Origin of the sequence: Enterobacter cloacae complex sp. SHL001, assembly GCF_049236825.1 — a bacterium.
Lineage (GTDB): Bacteria > Pseudomonadota > Gammaproteobacteria > Enterobacterales > Enterobacteriaceae > Enterobacter > Enterobacter hormaechei_C.
The window spans coordinates 280904-299622 of sequence record NZ_JBMKIP010000001.1 but is presented as its reverse complement, the minus strand read 5'-3'; the positions used below and the strand labels follow the sequence as shown (position 1 = coordinate 299622).

Sequence of the window (18719 nt, the reverse complement as noted above, 5' to 3'; positions counted from 1 at the left end):
ACACACAATACGCCGTAACGGTCGTTGCGGCATTTAAGGGTATTTTCCTATGAGTAAAGTCATCGCTTCACTTGAAAAGGTACTCCTTCCTTTTGCTGTTAAAATAGGAAAGCAGCCTCACGTTAATGCCATTAAGAACGGCTTTATTAAATTAATGCCGTTGACATTAGCCGGGGCAATGTTCGTTTTAATTAACAACGTTTTTCTGAGCTTTGGAGAAGGTTCCTTTTTTTATTCATTAGGAATTAGGTTAGATGCTTCAACTATTGAAACCCTTAATGGTTTAAAAGCCATTGGCGGCAACGTATACAATGGTACGTTGGGTATTATGTCGCTAATGGCGCCTTTCTTTATCGGAATGGCGCTGGCGGAAGAGCGTAAAGTGGATCCGCTTGCGGCAGGCTTACTGTCCATTGCCGCGTTCATGACCGTCACACCGTACAGCGTGGGTGACGCTTACGCCGTTGGCGCCAACTGGCTGGGTGGGGCAAACATCATTTCCGGTATTATTATCGGGCTGGTGGTGGCCGAAATGTTCACCTTCATTATTCGCCGTAACTGGGTTATCCGCTTGCCGGATAGCGTTCCGGCCTCCGTTTCTCGTTCATTTTCCGCGTTGATTCCGGGCTTCATTATTCTCTCCATCATGGGGATTATTGCCTGGGCGCTCTCTCACTGGGGCACAAACTTCCACCAGATCATTATGGACTCTATCTCAACGCCGCTGGCGTCGATGGGTAGCGTGGTCGGTTGGGCGTATGTCATCTTTACCTCCCTGCTGTGGTTCTTCGGCGTGCATGGTTCACTGGCACTGGCGGCGCTGGACAGCGGTATTATGACCCCGTGGGCACTGGAAAACGTCGCGTTTTACCAGCAGTACGGCTCCGTCGATGCGGCGCTGGCGGCCGGTAAAACCTTCCATGTGTGGGCGAAGCCGATGCTTGACTCCTATATCTTCCTGGGCGGTACCGGGGCGACGTTGGGTCTGATCATCGCGGTCTTTATTGTCTCTCGCCGCGCCGACCATCGTCAGGTTGCGAAGCTGGCCCTGCCATCAGGCATCTTCCAGATTAACGAGCCGATCCTGTTTGGTCTGCCAATTATCATGAACCCGGTGATGTTCATTCCCTTCATCCTGGTTCAGCCGCTGCTGGCCGCGATTACGCTGACGGCGTACTACCTGGGCATTATCCCGCCGGTGACCAACATTGCGCCGTGGACGATGCCGGCTGGTCTGGGCGCGTTCTTCAACACCAACGGTAGCGTGGCGGCCTTCCTGCTGGCGATATTCAACCTCGGGATTGCAACCCTGCTCTACATGCCGTTCGTGGCGATTGCGAACAAGGCCGCAACGGTTATCGATGAAGAAGAGAGCGAAGAGGATATCGCCCTCGCACTGAAATTCTAAAATTGCACGGCGCGGGGCAACCCGCGCCAGCGGAAAGGAGCTTAAAGATGTTAGATTTAGAGAGTATCGTTGCCGAAGAAACCGCAGAGAATGATCTGGAAGAGGTGGTGATGGGCCTCATCATCAACTCCGGGCAGGCACGCAGCCTGGCGTATGCGGCGCTTAAGCAGGCTAAGCAGGGCGACTTCGTTGCCGCGAAAACCATGATGGAGCAGTCCCGTACAGCGTTAAACGAAGCGCATCTGGTGCAGACGAAGCTCATCGAAAGCGACCAGGGCGAAGGGAAGATGAAAGTGAGTCTGGTGCTGGTACATGCGCAGGATCATCTGATGACCTCCATGCTGGCACGCGAGCTGGTCGCGGAGCTCATCGAGCTTCACGAGAAGATGCAATAAGTCAGTTGAAGTAGCAGGAGGTCAGCACGATGGAAATCAAAACCGCACATGAGCAACAGCTGTTTAATGGCAAAAATTTTCACGTGGTGATTTACAACAAAACGGAGAGCGCCAGCGGTCTGCACCAGCATGACTACTACGAGTTCACGATTGTTCTGACCGGCCGCTACTATCAGGAGATCAACGGTAAGCGCGTCCTGCTTGAGCGTGGCGATTTCGTCTTCCTGCCAATGGGATCTTATCACCAGAGCTTTTATGAGTTTGGTGCGACGCGCATTCTGAACGTAGGGGTGAGCAGGCGTTTCTTCGAGAAGCACTATCTGCCGCTGGTGCCGTTCTGCTTTGTGGCGTCACAGGTGTATCGCGTTAAAAATGAGTTTATGACCTGGATTGAAACGGTTATCGCATCGCTGAATTTCCGCGACAATGAATTTGATGAATTTATTGAAACCGTGACGTTCTACGTCATGAATCGCCTCCGCCATCACCGTGAAGAACAGCAGGTGGTGGATGATATTCCTCAGTGGCTGCGCAGTACCGTGGAGCTGATGCACGATAAAGGACAGTTCAGCGATAACGCCCTGGAGAATATGGTGGCGCTGTCGGGTAAATCGCAGGAATATTTGACGCGCGCCACGCAGCGTTATTACCGTAAAACGCCTGTACAAATCATTAATGAAATCCGCATTAACTTTGCCAAAAAACAGCTGGAAATTACTAACTACTCTGTCACCGATATCGCTTACGAATCGGGTTACAGCAGCCCCAGCCTGTTTATTAAAACCTTTAAAAAATTGACTTCATTCACACCGAACAGTTACCGCAAAAATTTAACGGTAATTAATTAACTTTCGGCGGTTTATCCGCCAGGAACAGTGACGTAATGGCTTGCCCAAATAGCGGGAAGAGTACGCTATACCTTGCAGGCGATTAACCTGATACGCTAAGGGAGATATTATGCAACAGAAATTAAAAGTCGTAACCATTGGTGGCGGCAGCAGCTATACCCCGGAATTACTTGAAGGTTTCCTGAAACGGTATCATGAATTACCGGTCAGCGAATTATGGCTGGTGGATGTTGAAGAAGGTCAGGAGAAGCTGAATATTATTTTTGAACTGTGCAAACGCATGGTTGAAAAAGCGGGCGTGCCCTTAACCATGCATAAAACGCTGGATCGCCGCCTGGCACTGAAAGATGCTGACTTCGTGACCACGCAGCTGCGCGTCGGCCAGCTGAAGGCGCGTGAGCTGGACGAGCGCATTCCGCTGAGCCACGGTTATCTGGGCCAGGAAACCAACGGGGCAGGTGGCCTGTTTAAAGGCCTGCGTACTATTCCGGTCATTTTTGACATCATTAAAGACGTGGAGGAGATCTGCCCGAACGCCTGGGTGATCAACTTTACCAACCCGGCCGGGATGGTCACCGAGGCAGTCTATCGCCACACCGGTTTCAAACGCTTTATCGGCGTCTGCAATATTCCGATTGGCATGAAGATGTTCATCCGCGATGTACTGGAACTGACCGATAACGATGATCTCTCCATTGATCTGTTCGGCCTGAATCACATGGTCTTTATCAAAGATGTGATAGTGAACGGGCAATCGCGCTTTGCGGAACTGCTCGACGGCGTCGCCTCTGGTCGCCTGACCGCGGCCTCGGTGAAAAACATTTTCGATCTGCCGTTCAGCGAAGGGCTGATCCGCTCCCTGAATCTGCTGCCGTGCTCGTATCTGCTCTACTACTTCAAGCAGAAAGAGATGCTGGCCATTGAAATGGGCGAATACTACAAAGGTGGCGCACGCGCTCAGGTTGTACAGAAAGTAGAGAAGCAGCTTTTTGATTTGTATAAAGATCCGAACCTGAACGTCAAACCGAAAGAGCTGGAGCAGCGCGGCGGGGCATACTATTCGGATGCCGCGTGTGAAGTGATTAACGCCATTTACAATGACAAGCAGGCCGAGCACTATGTAAATGTTCCCCATCACGGGCACATCGATAATATCCCGGCAGACTGGGCCGTTGAGATGACCTGCATCCTTGGGCGCGAGGGTGCAAAACCGCATCCCCGCATTAACCACTTCGACGATAAGGTGATGGGCCTGATTCACACCATCAAAGGCTTTGAAGTGGCGGCGAGCAATGCGGCCCTGAGCGGCGAGCTGAATGACGTGCTGCTGGCGCTGAACCTCAGCCCGCTGGTGCATTCTGACCGTGACGCTGAAAAACTCGCGGGTGAGATGATCCTGGCGCATGAAAAATGGCTGCCAAACTTTGCTGCAACGGTTGAGAAACTGAAACTCACACACCGTTAAGAGGAGGCGCGATGGAAAACCTGCTGATCGTCAATGCCGATGATTTTGGTCTGTCAAAAGGGCAGAACTACGGCATTATTGAAGCCTGTCGCCGGGGCGTCGTGACCTCTACAACAGCGCTCATCAACGGTGAGGCGGTGGAACATGCGGCGCAGTTAAGCCGTGAGCTGCCCGAGCTGGGCGTGGGCATGCACTTTGTGCTGACGCTTGGGTTGCCCCTTTCGCCAATGCCGGGCCTGACGCGCGACGGCCAGCTGGGGAAATGGATTTGGGAAATGGCGGAGCAGGACGCTCTGCCGCTCGATGAGATTGCCCGCGAGCTGGATTGCCAGTTTAACCGCTTTGTGGATGTGTTTGGCCGCGAGCCTACCCATATTGACAGCCATCATCATGTGCATATGATCCCGGCGATTTTCCCGCTTGTGGCAGAGTTTGCGCAACGTAGAGGCGTGGCGATGCGCATGGATCGTGAGGTGCGCGGGCTGCCGGACGTCGCGGTGACGTCAACGGAGGCGTTCAGCAGCGCATTTTATGGCGACGAGATCGACGAAGCGCTGTTCCTGAAGGTGCTGGATGAGTCCGCCGCGAAAGGGGAGCGCTCGCTTGAGGTAATGGCGCACCCGGCGTTTGTCGATAACATCGTACGTAAGAGCGCCTACTGCTGGCCGCGTCTGGCGGAACTGGATGTGCTGACGTCGGCGTCGTTGAAGTACGCGATTGCCGAGCGTGGGTATCGTCTGGGGACGTTCAGGGATCTTTGAGATAAAGCCCGGTGGCGGCTTCGCCTTACCGGGCCTACAAAAGCAATCGAAATGTAGGCCGGGTAAGCGCAGCGCCACCCGGCTTTTTTTTACGCCGGTATCTGGTCGGTCTTGCTGCTGCGCGACCACACACGGTGCGCGGCAAGCAGGTCAAACAACCGGGTCATAAACGCATCGTCAATGTTATCACCTTCGACAATGCCTTCTTCCCCTTGATCCGGTACCTTCAGCAGAGATTTAAACTTCCGCGCATCGCCTGCCAGGGCGATTGGCTTCAGGTGCTTATAGGCTTCCAGCAGATAATAGGCGGCATCACCGTTACCGAGCAGGCTCTCAACGTCGCCGCACGGCATAATCACCGCGTCAACCGTCAGCGACGGTGCCCCGGCGAAGGTCGCGGCAATTGGCAGGACAGAGCCATCGTCGGCTGTCACTTCACCCATGCGGGAGTAAAGCAGTTTGGCATGTACGCCCTGGGTTTTGAGCGCCTTCATGATCCCCAGCACGTCGCTGGCGCGCGGTTTATCATTCAGCAGGATAGCCACTACGCGGCCTTTAATTGACCCGCCAGGTACCGCGTACAGGCTCAGGGACGGATCCTTCTTCAGCCCGTTCACGTCTTTTGGCGGTGCGGCATGGCATTGCTCGTCAGTCAGCGTGATGCCGAGATTATTCGCCACGCCCTGAGCAAGCTGGATATCAATATGCGCCAGATGGTCGACCACGCGCTCGCGAATGTAGGTACGCACCACTTTGCTCAGCTCAAAGCTGAAACCGCCGATAATGTGCTGCTGTTCAATCGGGGTCTGGCTGTTCCAGAACAGGCGAGGCTGAGCGTAATATTCGCCGAATGACGGGCTGCGCTCGCGAATTTTTGTTCCGTCCACGCGCTCCTGATACGACTCAAATCCGCCACGTTTTGGCCCCGGCGGGGTTTCACGCGGCCAGTTATCGTTAATGGAGTTTGGCTCGTAGTTCGCCGGGTTGGTATCGATATCCTGGCGATGCATCCCGTCACGCTGGAAGTTATGGTACGGGCAGGTCGGACGGTTGATAGGAATTTCGTGGAAGTTCGGTCCACCGAGACGGCTGATCTGCGTATCGGTGTAAGAGAACAGCCGGCCCTGTAGCAGCGGATCGTTGGTGAAATCCAGCCCCGGCACAATATGGCCCGGGTGGAACGCAGCCTGCTCATTCTCCGCGAAGAAGTTATCCGGGTTGCGGTTAAGCACCATTTTGCCCACTAGCTGAACCGGCACCAGCTCCTCAGGAATAAGCTTGGTCGGGTCGAGCAGGTCGAAGTCGAATTTGAACTCGTCCTCTTCCGGGATCAGCTGTAACCCCAGCTCGTATTCCGGGAAATCACCGGCTTCAATGGATTCCCACAGTTCGCGACGGTGGAAGTCCGGATCGCGCCCGGTCAGCTTCTGTGCTTCATCCCACACCAGGGATGCTTTCCCCGCGACCGGTTTCCAGTGGAAACGCACAAACGTCGCTTTACCTTCAGCGTTAATCAGACGGAAGGTATGAATACCAAACCCTTCCATGGTGCGATAGCTGCGTGGGATCCCCCGGTCAGACATCGCCCACATCACGTTGTGAAGGGTTTCCGGTTGCAGGGAGACGTAGTCCCAGAAGGTGTCATGCGCACTTTGTCCCTGCGGTATGGCCCAGTGTGGCTCTGGTTTTACCGCATGGACAAAGTCAGGGAACTTATGCGCATCCTGAATGAAGAAAACCGGGGTGTTATTCCCGACGAGGTCGAAAATGCCCTCTTCGGTATAGAATTTGGTGGCGAAGCCGCGGATATCACGCACCGTATCGGCCGAACCCGCGCCGCCCTGTACGGTAGAGAAGCGCACAAATACCGGTGTGATTTTGTTCGGATCGGAAAGGAAATCCGCCTTCGTGATCGCCTTCAGGCTCTTGTACGGCTGGAAATAGCCGTGCGCCGCGGAGCCGCGAGCGTGAACGATACGCTCAGGAATACGCTCATGGTCGAAATGGGTGATTTTTTCCCGCAGGATGAAATCTTCCAGCAGCGTCGGGCCGCGCGTTCCGGCGCGCAGGGAGTTCTGGTCATCGGCGATACGCACGCCCTGATTGGTGGTCAGCGCATAGCCTTCACCCCCTTTGCGGTGCGGGTCGAGAGATTTTAACTTCTCGTTATCCGCATCGGGCGACTTCACGCTTCCCGGTGCAGTAGGTTGCTCGCCCGGCGCGGACAGGCCCGGCGACGGTTTATGAGAGCCATCCGCAGGGGCGAGTGAGTCCATTCCCGGTTGAGATTCTTCGGTGCCATGAATAGGGGCTTGATGTGGTTTATCATTGTTCGACATTGCACGATTCTCCTTTGTTCGTTCCTGAAAACCCTATTAAGGATAGAACAATGTGATGAATTAGCAGGCGAACTAAGCGTTTTCAGATAAGTGATTAGCGAAAGGAGCCATCTGCCTCACGTCAGGCGCGACGGGTGGGGGGGGAATCGGCTATGATAGAAATTTCCTGCTTTAAGAATTTGCTTTAGTGAACCCGTCGCTTATGAAACCTCTTCGTCAACAAAACCGCCAGGTTATTAGCTATGTGCCCCGCGTTGAACCCGCGCCGCCTGACCATGCCCTGAAAGTGGATGGTTTTCGCGATGTCTGGATGTTACGGGGTAAATACGTTGCCTTCGTGCTGATTGGCGAGCACTTCCGTCGCTCCCCTGCGTTTACGGTGCCGGAATCGGCGCAGCGATGGGCTGTGCAGACCCGCCAGGATGAAGAGGTTGAAGAATAACAGCCATAAAAAAACCGCCCGCAGGCGGTTTTTTTATTTCAGCCGTGATTAACGATGGGCCAGTTCCGCATCTTCTTCACTGTCGAGAATCGTTTTGTCGGTCTGCTTCAGCCACTGGCTGGTCAGGGTACCGGCGGTCATTGAGCCACTCACGTTCAGGGCGGTTCGCCCCATATCGATCAGCGGTTCAACAGAGATCAGCAGGGCAACCAGCGTCACCGGCAGTCCCAGCGCAGGCAGAACGATCAGCGCAGCGAAGGTCGCGCCGCCGCCCACGCCCGCAACACCGGCGGAGCTAATGGTCACGATACCCACCAGCGTCGCAATCCAGACCGGATCCAGCGGGTTAATCCCCACGGTTGGGGCAACCATCACGGCCAGCATCGCCGGGTAGAGACCCGCACAGCCGTTCTGCCCGATGGTGGCGCCAAAGGAGGCCGAGAAGCTGGCGATAGACTCCGGTACGCCCAGACGACGGGTCTGTGCTTCCACGTTCAGCGGGATAGATGCCGCGCTGGAACGGCTGGTGAAGGCGAAGGTCAGCACCGGCCAGACTTTGCGGAAATATTTCAGCGGGCTAACGCCGTTCACGCCCAGCAGGATACCGTGCACCACAAACATAATGCCCAGCCCCAGATAAGAGGCGATCACAAAGCTGCCAAGCTTGATGATGTCTTGCAGGTTAGAGCCTGCCACGACTTTGGTCATCAGCGCCAGGACACCGTACGGCGTCAGCTGCATGACCAGACGCACCAGCTTCATCACCCAGCTTTGCAGGGTATCGATGGCTGTCAGAACGCGCTCGCCTTTCGGCGCATCGTCCTTCAGCAGCTTGAGCGCAGCCACGCCCAGGAATGCCGCGAAGATCACCACGCTGATAATGGAGGTTGGGCTTGCACCGGTCAGGTCAGCGAACGGGTTCTTCGGAATGAAGGAAAGCACCATCTGCGGAACGGTCAGATCGGCCACTTTACCCACGTAGTTGGTCTCAATCGCCGTCAGACGCGCGGTTTCAGCGCTACCCTGCACCAGACCTTCAGCAGTCAGGCCAAACAGATTGGTTACCAGCACACCCACCAGCGCCGCAATCAGCGTGGTGAAGAGCAGGGTACCAATGGTCAGGAAACTGATTTTACCCAGTTGAGAGGCATTATGCAGGCGGGCTACGGCGCTCAGAATAGAGGCGAATACCAGCGGCATAACGATCATTTGCAGCAGCTGTACATAGCCGTTACCGACAATGTTGAACCACTGAATAGAATCTTTCAGTACCGGGCTATCGGAGCCGTAAATGGCGTGTAAGGCCAGGCCAAACACCACGCCCATGACCAGACCGACCAGTACCTTTTTCGCCAGGCTCCACTGTTTGTGGCGAGCCTGGGCGAGAAGCAATAGCAATACGACGAACATAACAATGTTCGCGATGAGTGGAAAATTCATCCCCGTTCTCCTGATTTATTATACGGTCGGTTTTTACCGAACCTGTTGGCGCAAGGTTATCAGAAGTGTGATGTCGCGCTTATATCCATATGGAATGGTTTATGACAAAAGTGATTATATTGTCGGTTTAATGTTCAATCTGGTGATTAATAAAACGATTGAACTGAAATTGTAGCGAGTTGATCATTTGCGATGACCAGCGCACTGCACCATTTTCGGGCAATGTCTGCGGCATCCACACGGCATACGCAAACAGCGCCATACACAGAACGCGCTCCAGCTGGTTGCCTTTTTGCGGCACGAGGATTGGCAGACGGAAACGCCAGCGGCAGGGCCAGAGCAGCGGTACACCCGCTGGCGTCAGCATATCGGCGAGGATATGGCTTAAGTAGCCGAGCACCATGCCCTGAATGGCATCCGCCGGGACGATCCAGCTCTCCGGAACCTTCAAATAGAAGAGTGTAAGCAGGCCAAATACGGCCAGCAGGCTGTGGGTAAATCCGCGATGCCCAAAGGCTCTGGCGATGGGTTTTGAAATCCACTTCAGCCGCTGGCCAAGGAATGACTTTGGATGATCTATGTCCGGCAGCAGGCAGGTCAGCACGGCGGAAGGGACAATATGCCACCAGTCCCCCTGTGCCAGCACAGGGGTCAGTTCAGCGTTTTTGGCAAACACTGCACAGGCAAGTGAAAAAAGCAGGTGGCCTTCCGCCGTCATGATAAAACCCGGTAAACTGTCGATTCATACAGTATAGGGTTTTTATACAGTGTGTGAAAGAGGTGACGGTGTAACTCTTTGTCACAAACGCACGGTTAGCGCGCCAGCCAGCCACCGTCTACGGCGAGGGTATGGCCGTTAACGTAATCAGAGGCCGATGAGGCCAGGAACACCACCGGACCCTGTAAATCCTCCGGCAGACCCCAGCGACCCGCCGGAATACGGTCGAGGATCGCCTGGCTGCGCTGCTCATCATCGCGAAGCTGCCGGGTGTTATTGGTCGCCATATAACCCGGCGCAATAGCATTCACATTAATGCCCAGCGTTGCCCATTCGTTCGCCAGCAGGCGGGTGAGGCCCAGCACGCCGCTTTTGGACGCCGTATAGGAGGGCACCCGGATGCCGCCCTGGAAGGAGAGCATGGAAGCAATGTTAATAATCTTGCCGCCCTGACCCTGCGCGATAAACTGTTTCGCCACTGCCTGAGAGAGGAAAAAGACCGATTTCAGATTGAGATCGATGACCTCGTCCCAGTCCTTCTCGCTAAATTCCAGCGCATCGGCACGGCGGATGGTGCCGGCATTGTTAACCAGAATATCGATGCGGCCCATCTCAGCGACTGCGGTATCCACCACGCTCTGAATACTCTCCTGCTTGCCAAGATCGGCGCGAATCGCGATAAAGCGTCGTCCCAGCGCCGTAACGCGCGCTGCCGTTTCGTCAGGAACCTTGCGGTTAACCCCCACGATATCGCATCCTGCCTGGGCGAGGGCAATGGCCATACCTTGCCCCAGACCGGTATCGCACCCGGTCACCATCGCCACTTTTCCTGCCAGAGTAAAAGCATCCAGTATCATACGCGCCTCAGAAGTCAGGTTATTGTCATTCTGCACGTAAGAATAGGAGTCTGGAATGAGAAAAGCAAATAAAGTAAAACGTTGTTTTGATTTGGCGAGGCAGGCAGCCGAAGCTGCCTGAAAGAGCGTTACTCCCCGCGCAGATGGCGGGCAGTCAATTCTTCAAGAGACCTCAGCCTGACGTCTGCGAGGGCAAAACGGGGATCGTGTCGGCCTTCTTCAGCCGGCACAACGATGGAGCGCATACGTGCGGCTTTGGACGCCACCATGCCGTTAACCGAATCTTCCAGCGCCACACAGGTAAGTGGATCCAGCCCCAGTTTCGCGGCGCAGTCCATATATACCTGCGGATGTGGCTTGCTGTAAGGAAGCTTTTCGGCCGAGGCCAGCGCGTCGAAGCTGTCGCGCAGCCCGAACATCGTCAGCACTTTTTCCAGCATATGCAGCGGTGAGGCGGAGGCCAGCCCCACTTTCAGCCCTTGCACCTTGCACAGGGCGATAGCGTCGCGTACGCCCGGCAACAGCGGCTTATACTCTTCTACGAGGGAGATAGCGCAGTTGATAATGCGCGCCGTTACTTCGTCGCGATCCGGGCCAACCCATGGCTGGTGGGCATACCAGAGGTCAACCACCATATCGATGCGCAGCCCCAGGGTATCGGGAAGCTCGTTACGACGACTGATATCGACGCCGAGGCTGGCCATCACGTCCAGTTCAGCCCGATCCCACAGGGGTTCGGAATCAATCAGCAATCCATCCATGTCAAAAATAGCGGCAAGTATCTGGCGCGGGGTCGACATTACAACATCTCCTTATCTTGGGGGTAAGACAAACGGTGCTAAGCACAAGCAATTTAGCATATTGCATTCAAAGAGCGGGCGAAAATGACCGACAGCAGGTAGACTTAGGCACAAATAACGCGTCTTTATGAAGAGGAACTAATGACGTATCAACAAGCTGGACGCATCGCGGTCTTAAAACGTATTGCTGGTTGGGTTATTTTCATTCCCGCCCTGATTTCAACGCTGATCTCCGTACTCAAATTTATGTACGATCACAGCGAAAAACAGCCGGGCATCAATGCCGTCATGCTTGATTTTGCCCACGTCATGATTGAGATGATGCGGTTTAACACCCCGTTCCTGAACGTCTTCTGGTTCAACTCGCCCACGCCGGATTTTCACCACCAGCTGAATGTCGGTTTCTGGATAATCTATGCGTTGATATTTATCGCGATGGCGTTGCAGGCCTCCGGCGCGCGCATGAGTCGCCAGACCCGCTTTTTGCGCGAAGGGGTGGAAGACCAGCTGATCCTTGAGAAGGCGAAAGGCCCTGACGGGATGAGCCGCGAGCAGATCGAATCGCGCATTGTCGTTCCGCGTCATACCATTTTTGTGCAGTTTTTCCCGCTCTACATCCTGCCGGTCATTATTATTGTGGCCGGGTATTTCTTCTTTACGCTGCTTGGCTTCCTGTAAATCCTAAGGGAAGGGGCGTGAAGCCGCCCCCTCCCGCTATGCCGCCAGAATGCGGTCCAGCGCCCGCTGGGCATTCACCAGATGACTCCCGCCAAACAAAATAGCCCGGTTTATCAAGGTGTACAGCTGATAAACCGGCTGACGATCAAGGAAACCCGCAGGTAACGGCGAGACAGACTGATAGCCATCATAAATTTGCGGCGGCTGTTCAGGGTGCAACGGCAGCATTGCGAGGTCACATTCTCTGTCGCCCCAGTAGCAGGCCGGGTCAAATATATAGGGACCATCAGGCCCAAGTGCACAGTTGTTTGACCATAAATCTCCGTGCAGAAGGGAAGCCTGAGGCTGATGCGAAGCCAGACGCTGCTGAATGTGTTCAACAATCGCGTCGATGTTGCCGAACGCTAATCCCTTTTCAGCGGCCAGCTCCAGCTGCCAGCCGATGCGCTGCTCGGCGAAAAAGGTCGACCAACGGCGCTGCCATGCGTTTGGCTGTGGGGTAGTGGAGAGGTCGTTATCAAAATCGAGCCCGAACTGAGGTTGATCGCTCCACTGGTGCAAACGGGCGATCTGTTGCCCGAGAATAAAGGCGTTGTGCGCATCCAGAGGGCGCGCGGGAAGATAGTTCATCACCAGAAAGCTATAGTCACGATCGCTGCCGACGGCTAAAACCTGCGGAACGGTGACTGTTTTACTGCGCGATAACAGCTCAAGCTGATCGGCTTCGGCAGTAAAAATGGGGAGCAATTCACGCTCATCACACTTAACGAAAAGATCGCGCCCGGCGTAACGTAAATGCCATGCGGCATGGATCTCTCCGCCTGGCAGTTCGTTACGCAGTTCAATTTCACCTTCACCCAGCTGCTCACTTAAAAGATGACTGATAGCCTGCCACATGATGTCTCTCCCATGTTGTCTGCCAGATCATAAAGTTAGCGCAAAACGGCTATAAAAAAACAGGAACTAACGCACAACTGAGCGGTTTAATTTTGTACAGGGCACTTATTGTTCTTTTTTATGCCAGTTTTCCCAGCTATCCACATCAATTTCCGTGGCTTTGTCAGTCACGCTTTCCACCAGACTACTGGCCAGCGCCTTCACCTCTTCCTGACTCAGCGGGCTTATCAGGCCAAATGCCAGTGAGCCGAGATCGTGAATATTGCCCTCATCGTCCGTCAGCGTGAGCAGAAAATTGGCGCGCGTGAACGCGTTGTTGAGTTCATTCAGTTCGGTCAGCGACGCCTCATGAATATTCACGGTTACGACGTAGCGGGTGATATCACCACTGCTCATAATTCACCTCGTTGTTATCCTGAAAGTTTTCTTAGCATAGTCGATATGCCCTGTTTAGCGACTTCCCCCTCCATGGGAAGGGGAAGCAGGTTCAGCTTCTCGCCAGGTAATCGACAATTTTCTGGGTATCCGCAAGCGAACACAGACGCGTTCCCTGGTTTATGGTGGCTGCACTCCCTGCCGCGACGCCATAGCGTGCCATCTCCAGAAGCGAAGCGCCCTGCGCCAGCTTCAGCACCATCGCGCCAACCATACTGTCACCGGCGCCCACGGTGCTCTGGCTTTTCATCGGCGGTGGCACAACCTGCACAAAGCCCGTCTTGTCGACGGCCAGCGCACCCTGAGGACCGAGAGAAACCACAACGCGATGCGCTTTGCCCGTACGTACCAGCTCTTCTGCGGCAGTACGCACGTCGTCAGGCTGGCTGAGTTCTCGATTAACCAGGGCGCTGAGCTCTTTCTGGTTAGGTTTAACGAGTTCAAGTTGTCCGGGTTCTAACGCCGCCTTCAGGGCTTCGCCTGAGCTATCGACAATGCAACGGATGCCGCGCTGGAGCGCCGCCTGAACCAGCGCCGTCAGTTTCTCTGTTTCGACGCCCGGCGGCAGGCTACCGCTGATCACCAGTAATGCGCCGCTTTCAATGGTTAGCACTTTCTCTTCCAGTTGACGAAACTCATCATCGGTCAATTTCGCCCCCGGCATCACAAAACGATATTGCTCGCCGCTGGATTCAACATGGACATGCAGGTTCTGCCGGGTCCAGTCTTTAGCGTCGACGGTGTCTACGGCAACCTGTTCATCTGCGAGCAACGCCACCAGATGTTCTCCCGTGGCGCCGCCAGCGGGGAAGATGGCGGTGGCTTTTCCGCCGAGATGGGTAATAGCGCGCGCCACGTTGATGCCGCCGCCGCCCGGCTCAAACACCGGCGCGCTACAGCGCAGCTTACCTTCCGGGTAGATTTGCGGCGTCATGGTCGCGGAGTCGAGGGAAGGGGAGAGTGTCAGCGTATAAATCGAAGCCATCATGACCTCCTTTTATCATGGGTTCTTTTAAGCCTGGCACCGTTTGGCAGGAAGGCAACGTAAATAACAGTATGATTTTAAATATGAATGCTGACAAATAACCTGCGCCGGGCATATAAAATAAAACACGTTTTGGGATCGTTCTTATTCAAAAAATGAAAGAAGAAAATATTGCTATGTTATTTGCGGCTTTTTATAATTTGTTACCTTTCTATGGTCGCCTTGTCATTGATCCGCAAGAAAGTTTCCGAGACCGTGACGGTCTCTTTTTATGTTGTACGGACTCCTTAAATAAAATGAAGCTTTTGAAGACAGTACCCGCAGCACTGATGCTGGCGGGTGGCGTATTTGCGTCACTGAATGCAATCGCCGATGATACCGTTTTTACTGTCATGGACGATCCCTCCACTGCCAAAAAACCCTTTGAAGGTAACGTGAATGCCGGGTATCTGGCGCAATCCGGTAATACGAAAAGCTCCTCCCTGACCGCAGACAGCACCCTGACCTGGTACGGCAACACCACGGCCTGGTCGCTGTGGGGAAATGCCAGCAACACCTCTGCTAACGATCAACGCTCATCGGAGAAATACGCGGTAGGCGGACGTAGCCGATACAACATGACCGATTATGACTACCTGTTCGGGCAGGCGAGTTGGCTGACTGACCGCTACAACGGCTATCGCCAGCGTGATGTCGTAACTGCGGGTTATGGTCGTCAGTTCCTCAATGGGCCGGTGCACAGCCTGCGTTTTGAATTCGGTCCGGGTGTCCGTTACGACGAGTACACCAACGGCGAAGATGAAACCCAGCCGCTGGGTTATGCATCGGGCACCTATGCATGGCAGATGACGGACAACGCAAAATTCACCCAGGGTGTGTCGGTGTTTGGTGCTGAAGATACAACGCTGAACTCAGAAAGTGCGTTGAATGTGGCCATCAACGAACACTTTGGACTCAAGGTGGCGTACAACGTAACCTGGAACTCATCCCCACCTGATTCTGCGCCGGAACATACCGATCGCCGAACCACGATTTCTTTAGGTTATAAAATGTAATATCGTCGGGCCGGGATTATTCTCGGCCCGTTTTTTATTTTCTGAAACTGTGCTTATTTATATTAAACGGCGTTTTAAAATAATGGGTCTGGTTTCATCTTCATATTTTCTCCATAATTAGCCGACCAGGGTTTATTCAGTTTATTTGACACGAATTGATAAATAATTTGACTAGGCAAAAATGTGATCCAGATCTACACTTACGGCACAGGCGAAAAACTCGCCTCAGGCATATCGCATTAAATAAGTATGAGAATAAAATTATGAAAAAAATCAAAACCGCTACAGCAGCGATGGTGCTTTCCGCACTTTCATTTGGCGTATTTGCTGCTGATAATATGACGCAACCTGCCAGTGACGTTAACAGCCCAATCGGGATCGCTAAAGCCTCGGATGTAGAAGCAGGCTCCAACATTGCCCCTGGCTCTCAGTCTACCGGCCAGTCAATGAATGATGCATTTGATGTACACAAGCTGGTGGCGGGTGAGTGGTCCTGATATTTCAACTGCCACGTGTGACGGAATATATACGCTGTCACAGCCTGTCGAAAACCGGATTATGACGTACCGGTTTTGGACCATAAATTATCGTAAAGATAGTTAAGATTTATTCAGTAAATTCACGGCACGTTTTCGCTGACAAAATATTAGCCCCAGATCATTGCGGCCCAGCGCAGCAGCAACATCGCGCCGCAAATAGCAATTAACACCACGACCATTTTCCAGTGCTTCACGGCAAATCTTTTTGTTGGCATAACCTAATCCTTGTCAGTTGATACCCTTAGTCTACCAAAATCTGCGCCAGAAAGCGCTCAACCCTGGACAACAGGTTATGCCGGAACACCGGTTCGGCTTAAAACCAATGGAATCTGTCAGCCAGAATCAATACCAGGCAAGCAGCGGAAAGTAGATTCAATATCACAACGGTTCTGCTGGATACATTCATGTGATACCCCTTCGATGTTTAAGGACCAAGTCAAGAATAGCTCAGCACTTTCGGATTGCGAGCCTCCGTCAGCAAAAGTTCATGAACGCAGACAAAAGGATGAACGGTTCAAACGGTCGCAGAAGGTGCATTCGCCCTTTCAATAGTGTTACCATTACCCTGCTTGCCGTAAATTCGCATTTATCTGAATCGGCAGGTGCATGATGACGAACCAATTTGACGATTGTTGGTCAGATGGTTTCGTAATCTACTGTTTAATCACGATTATTTTCTTTGTATATGCTCTTATGTGTGGGGCATCACTGCAAATAAGGATATAAAATGCCTGTAATTACTCTTCCTGATGGCAGCCAACGCCATTTCGACCATGCTGTTAGCCCAATGGATGTTGCCCTGGATATCGGTCCTGGACTCGCAAAAGCAACCATCGCAGGTCGCGTAAACGGCGAGCTGGTAGACGCGTCCGATCTGATTGAAAGCGATGCAACGCTTGCGATCATCACCGCGAAAGACGAAGAAGGTCTGGAGATCATTCGTCACTCCTGTGCGCACCTGTTAGGCCATGCTATCAAGCAGCTGTGGCCAAACACCAAAATGGCAATCGGCCCGGTTATCGACAACGGTTTCTACTACGACGTTGACCTTGACCACACCCTGACTCAGGAAGATATCGACGCGCTCGAGAAACGAATGCACGAGCTCGCCGAAACCAACTATGACGTCATTAAGAAGAAAGTCAGCTGGCACGAAGCGCGTGAAACCTTCGTGAAGCGCGGCGAGAGCTACAAAGTCTCGATTCTTGATGAAAACATCGCTCATGATGACAAGCCTGGCTTGTACCATCACCAGGAATACGTCGACATGTGCCGTGGACCGCACGTGCCGAACATGCGCTTCTGTCATCACTTCAAACTGATGAAAATCGCAGGCGCTTACTGGCGTGGCGACAGCAACAACAAAATGTTGCAGCGTATTTATGGTACCGCGTGGGCCGATAAGAAGGCCCTGAACGCGTACCTGCAACGCCTGGAAGAGGCGGCTAAGCGTGACCACCGTAAAATCGGTAAGCAGCTTGACCTGTATCATATGCAGGAAGAAGCGCCGGGGATGGTGTTCTGGCATAACGACGGCTGGACTATCTTCCGTGAACTGGAAACGTTCGTGCGCTCCAAGCTGAAAGAGTACCAGTACCAGGAAGTGAAAGGCCCGTTCATGATGGACCGTGTGCTGTGGGAAAAAACCGGCCACTGGGACAACTACAAAGATGCGATGTTCACCACTTCGTCTGAGAACCGTGAATACTGCATCAAGCCAATGAACTGCCCGGGCCACGTTCAGATCTTCAACCAGGGTCTGAAATCCTACCGCGATCTGCCGCTGCGTATGGCGGAATTCGGTAGCTGCCACCGTAACGAGCCATCAGGTGCGCTGCACGGTCTGATGCGTGTTCGTGGCTTTACTCAGGATGATGCGCATATCTTCTGTACTGAAGATCAGGTCCGTGAAGAAGTTAACGCCTGTATTCGTATGGTCTACGATATGTACAGCACCTTTGGCTTCGAGAAGATCGTGGTCAAACTCTCAACGCGTCCGGAAAAACGTATCGGCAGCGATGAGACATGGGATCGCGCAGAGGCGGATCTTGCCGTAGCGCTGGAAGAGAACGGTATTCCGTTCGAATACCAGCTGGGCGAGGGCGCATTCTACGGTCCGAAAATTGAATTTACCCTGTATGACTGCCTCGATCGCGCATGGCAGTGCGGAACGGTACAGCTGGACTTCTCCCTGCCGCAGCGTTTAAGCGCCTCTTATGTTGGCGAAGACAACGAGCGTCAGGTGCCGGTTATGATTCACCGTGCGATTCTCGGTTCACTGGAGCGCTTCATCGGCATCCTGACCGAAGAGTTCGCGGGCTTCTTCCCAACCTGGCTTGCGCCAGTGCAGGTAGTGGTGATGAACATTACCGATTCTCAGGCGGATTACGTTAAAGAATTGACGCAGAAACTACAAAATGCGGGCATTCGCGTAAAAGCAGACTTGAGAAATGAGAAGATTGGCTTTAAAATCCGCGAGCACACTTTACGTCGTGTCCCGTATATGTTGGTCTGTGGTGATAAAGAGGTGGAAGCAGGCAAAGTTGCCGTTCGCACCCGCCGTGGTAAAGACCTGGGGAGCCTGGACGTAAGTGAAGTGATTGAGAAGCTGCAACAAGAGATTCGCAGCCGCAGTCTTCAACAACTGGAGGAATAAG

20 protein-coding genes are annotated in these 18719 nt (G+C 53.5%); 10 read left to right on the top strand and 10 right to left on the bottom strand.

The window, feature by feature from the left end; all coding sequences use genetic code 11:
- The first annotated feature begins 49 nt into the window (after positions 1–49).
- The 5 genes from chbC (at position 50) to chbG (ending at position 4877) form a co-directional block, all read left to right on the top strand.
- A complete protein-coding gene (gene chbC / locus ACOTYH_RS01560) occupies positions 50–1408 on the top strand; it encodes a PTS N,N'-diacetylchitobiose transporter subunit IIC (protein ID WP_421637518.1) in 1359 nt (452 codons plus the stop codon).
- Positions 1409–1455: 47 nt separating this feature from the next.
- Positions 1456–1803, top strand: a complete 348-nt coding sequence (chbA, locus tag ACOTYH_RS01555; RefSeq protein ID WP_003857835.1) for a PTS N,N'-diacetylchitobiose transporter subunit IIA — start codon at positions 1456–1458, stop codon at positions 1801–1803.
- 29 nt (positions 1804–1832) lie between these two features.
- Positions 1833–2651, top strand: coding sequence for a transcriptional regulator ChbR (chbR, locus tag ACOTYH_RS01550; RefSeq protein ID WP_017384663.1), 819 nt, complete (start codon positions 1833–1835; stop codon positions 2649–2651).
- Positions 2652–2760: 109 nt separating this feature from the next.
- A complete protein-coding gene (locus ACOTYH_RS01545; RefSeq protein ID WP_063135065.1) occupies positions 2761–4116 on the top strand; it encodes a 6-phospho-beta-glucosidase in 1356 nt (451 codons plus the stop codon).
- 11 nt (positions 4117–4127) lie between these two features.
- On the top strand, positions 4128–4877 hold the full coding sequence (chbG, locus tag ACOTYH_RS01540) for a chitin disaccharide deacetylase (protein WP_032653272.1): 750 nt from the start codon (positions 4128–4130) through the stop codon (positions 4875–4877).
- Between the two features lie 89 nt (positions 4878–4966).
- Here the strand turns inward: chbG and katE are convergent, their stop codons facing one another.
- The gene (gene katE, locus ACOTYH_RS01535; protein WP_032653274.1) at positions 4967–7216 is read right to left on the bottom strand and encodes a catalase HPII; all 2250 of its coding nucleotides are present in this window, start codon (positions 7214–7216) and stop codon (positions 4967–4969) included.
- A 187-nt stretch (positions 7217–7403) separates the two neighbouring features.
- On the opposite strand from katE, the gene cedA reads away from it, so the two are divergent.
- Complete coding sequence (gene cedA / locus ACOTYH_RS01530) at positions 7404–7658, top strand: cell division activator CedA (RefSeq protein WP_071524159.1); 255 nt, start codon at positions 7404–7406, stop codon at positions 7656–7658.
- A 48-nt stretch (positions 7659–7706) separates the two neighbouring features.
- Here the strand turns inward: cedA and tcyP are convergent, their stop codons facing one another.
- From tcyP to hxpB, 4 genes are all read right to left on the bottom strand, one after another.
- Positions 7707–9098: a cystine/sulfocysteine:cation symporter gene (tcyP, locus tag ACOTYH_RS01525; RefSeq protein ID WP_316374109.1), complete on the bottom strand. Its 1392-nt coding sequence runs from the start codon at positions 9096–9098 to the stop codon at positions 7707–7709.
- 127 nt (positions 9099–9225) lie between these two features.
- Positions 9226–9816: a metal-dependent hydrolase gene (locus ACOTYH_RS01520; protein WP_015570742.1), complete on the bottom strand. Its 591-nt coding sequence runs from the start codon at positions 9814–9816 to the stop codon at positions 9226–9228.
- Positions 9817–9911: 95 nt separating this feature from the next.
- Positions 9912–10673: a 2-dehydro-3-deoxy-D-gluconate 5-dehydrogenase KduD gene (gene kduD / locus ACOTYH_RS01515; protein WP_017384658.1), complete on the bottom strand. Its 762-nt coding sequence runs from the start codon at positions 10671–10673 to the stop codon at positions 9912–9914.
- Positions 10674–10801: 128 nt separating this feature from the next.
- Positions 10802–11473, bottom strand: a complete 672-nt coding sequence (hxpB, locus tag ACOTYH_RS01510) for a hexitol phosphatase HxpB (RefSeq protein WP_252064696.1) — start codon at positions 11471–11473, stop codon at positions 10802–10804.
- 141 nt (positions 11474–11614) lie between these two features.
- Between hxpB and ACOTYH_RS01505 the strand changes: the two genes are divergently transcribed.
- Positions 11615–12151, top strand: a complete 537-nt coding sequence (locus tag ACOTYH_RS01505) for a YniB family protein (protein ID WP_015570741.1) — start codon at positions 11615–11617, stop codon at positions 12149–12151.
- Positions 12152–12187: 36 nt separating this feature from the next.
- Here the strand turns inward: ACOTYH_RS01505 and ACOTYH_RS01500 are convergent, their stop codons facing one another.
- The 3 genes from ACOTYH_RS01500 to pfkB all read right to left on the bottom strand — a co-directional run bounded on the left by ACOTYH_RS01500 (position 12188) and on the right by pfkB (position 14468).
- Positions 12188–13048 carry a fructosamine kinase family protein gene (locus ACOTYH_RS01500; RefSeq protein WP_015570740.1) on the bottom strand — a complete coding sequence of 287 codons (861 nt, stop codon included), beginning with the start codon at positions 13046–13048 and terminating at the stop codon, positions 12188–12190.
- Between the two features lie 105 nt (positions 13049–13153).
- Positions 13154–13444 carry a type V toxin-antitoxin system endoribonuclease antitoxin GhoS gene (gene ghoS, locus ACOTYH_RS01495; protein ID WP_003857822.1) on the bottom strand — a complete coding sequence of 97 codons (291 nt, stop codon included), beginning with the start codon at positions 13442–13444 and terminating at the stop codon, positions 13154–13156.
- A gap of 91 nt (positions 13445–13535) precedes the next feature.
- Entirely contained in the window at positions 13536–14468 is a 933-nt protein-coding gene (pfkB, locus tag ACOTYH_RS01490; protein WP_033487169.1) for a 6-phosphofructokinase II, read from the bottom strand.
- A 296-nt stretch (positions 14469–14764) separates the two neighbouring features.
- On the opposite strand from pfkB, the gene ACOTYH_RS01485 reads away from it, so the two are divergent.
- Both ACOTYH_RS01485 and ACOTYH_RS01480 read left to right on the top strand, forming a co-directional pair.
- On the top strand, positions 14765–15523 hold the full coding sequence (locus ACOTYH_RS01485; protein ID WP_039272138.1) for a DUF481 domain-containing protein: 759 nt from the start codon (positions 14765–14767) through the stop codon (positions 15521–15523).
- Between the two features lie 263 nt (positions 15524–15786).
- Positions 15787–16020 carry a hypothetical protein gene (locus ACOTYH_RS01480; protein ID WP_015570736.1) on the top strand — a complete coding sequence of 78 codons (234 nt, stop codon included), beginning with the start codon at positions 15787–15789 and terminating at the stop codon, positions 16018–16020.
- A 149-nt stretch (positions 16021–16169) separates the two neighbouring features.
- On the opposite strand, the gene yniD is transcribed toward ACOTYH_RS01480, so the two are convergent.
- Positions 16170–16277: a small membrane protein YniD gene (gene yniD, locus ACOTYH_RS01475; protein WP_003857815.1), complete on the bottom strand. Its 108-nt coding sequence runs from the start codon at positions 16275–16277 to the stop codon at positions 16170–16172.
- Positions 16278–16375: 98 nt separating this feature from the next.
- Positions 16376–16468 (bottom strand): stress response membrane protein YncL, encoded by a 93-nt coding sequence (gene yncL / locus ACOTYH_RS01470; protein ID WP_071842885.1) that lies wholly within the window; start codon positions 16466–16468, stop codon positions 16376–16378.
- A 321-nt stretch (positions 16469–16789) separates the two neighbouring features.
- Between yncL and thrS the strand changes: the two genes are divergently transcribed.
- A complete protein-coding gene (thrS, locus tag ACOTYH_RS01465) occupies positions 16790–18718 on the top strand; it encodes a threonine--tRNA ligase (RefSeq protein ID WP_003857814.1) in 1929 nt (642 codons plus the stop codon).
- Position 18719 lies beyond the last annotated feature (1 nt).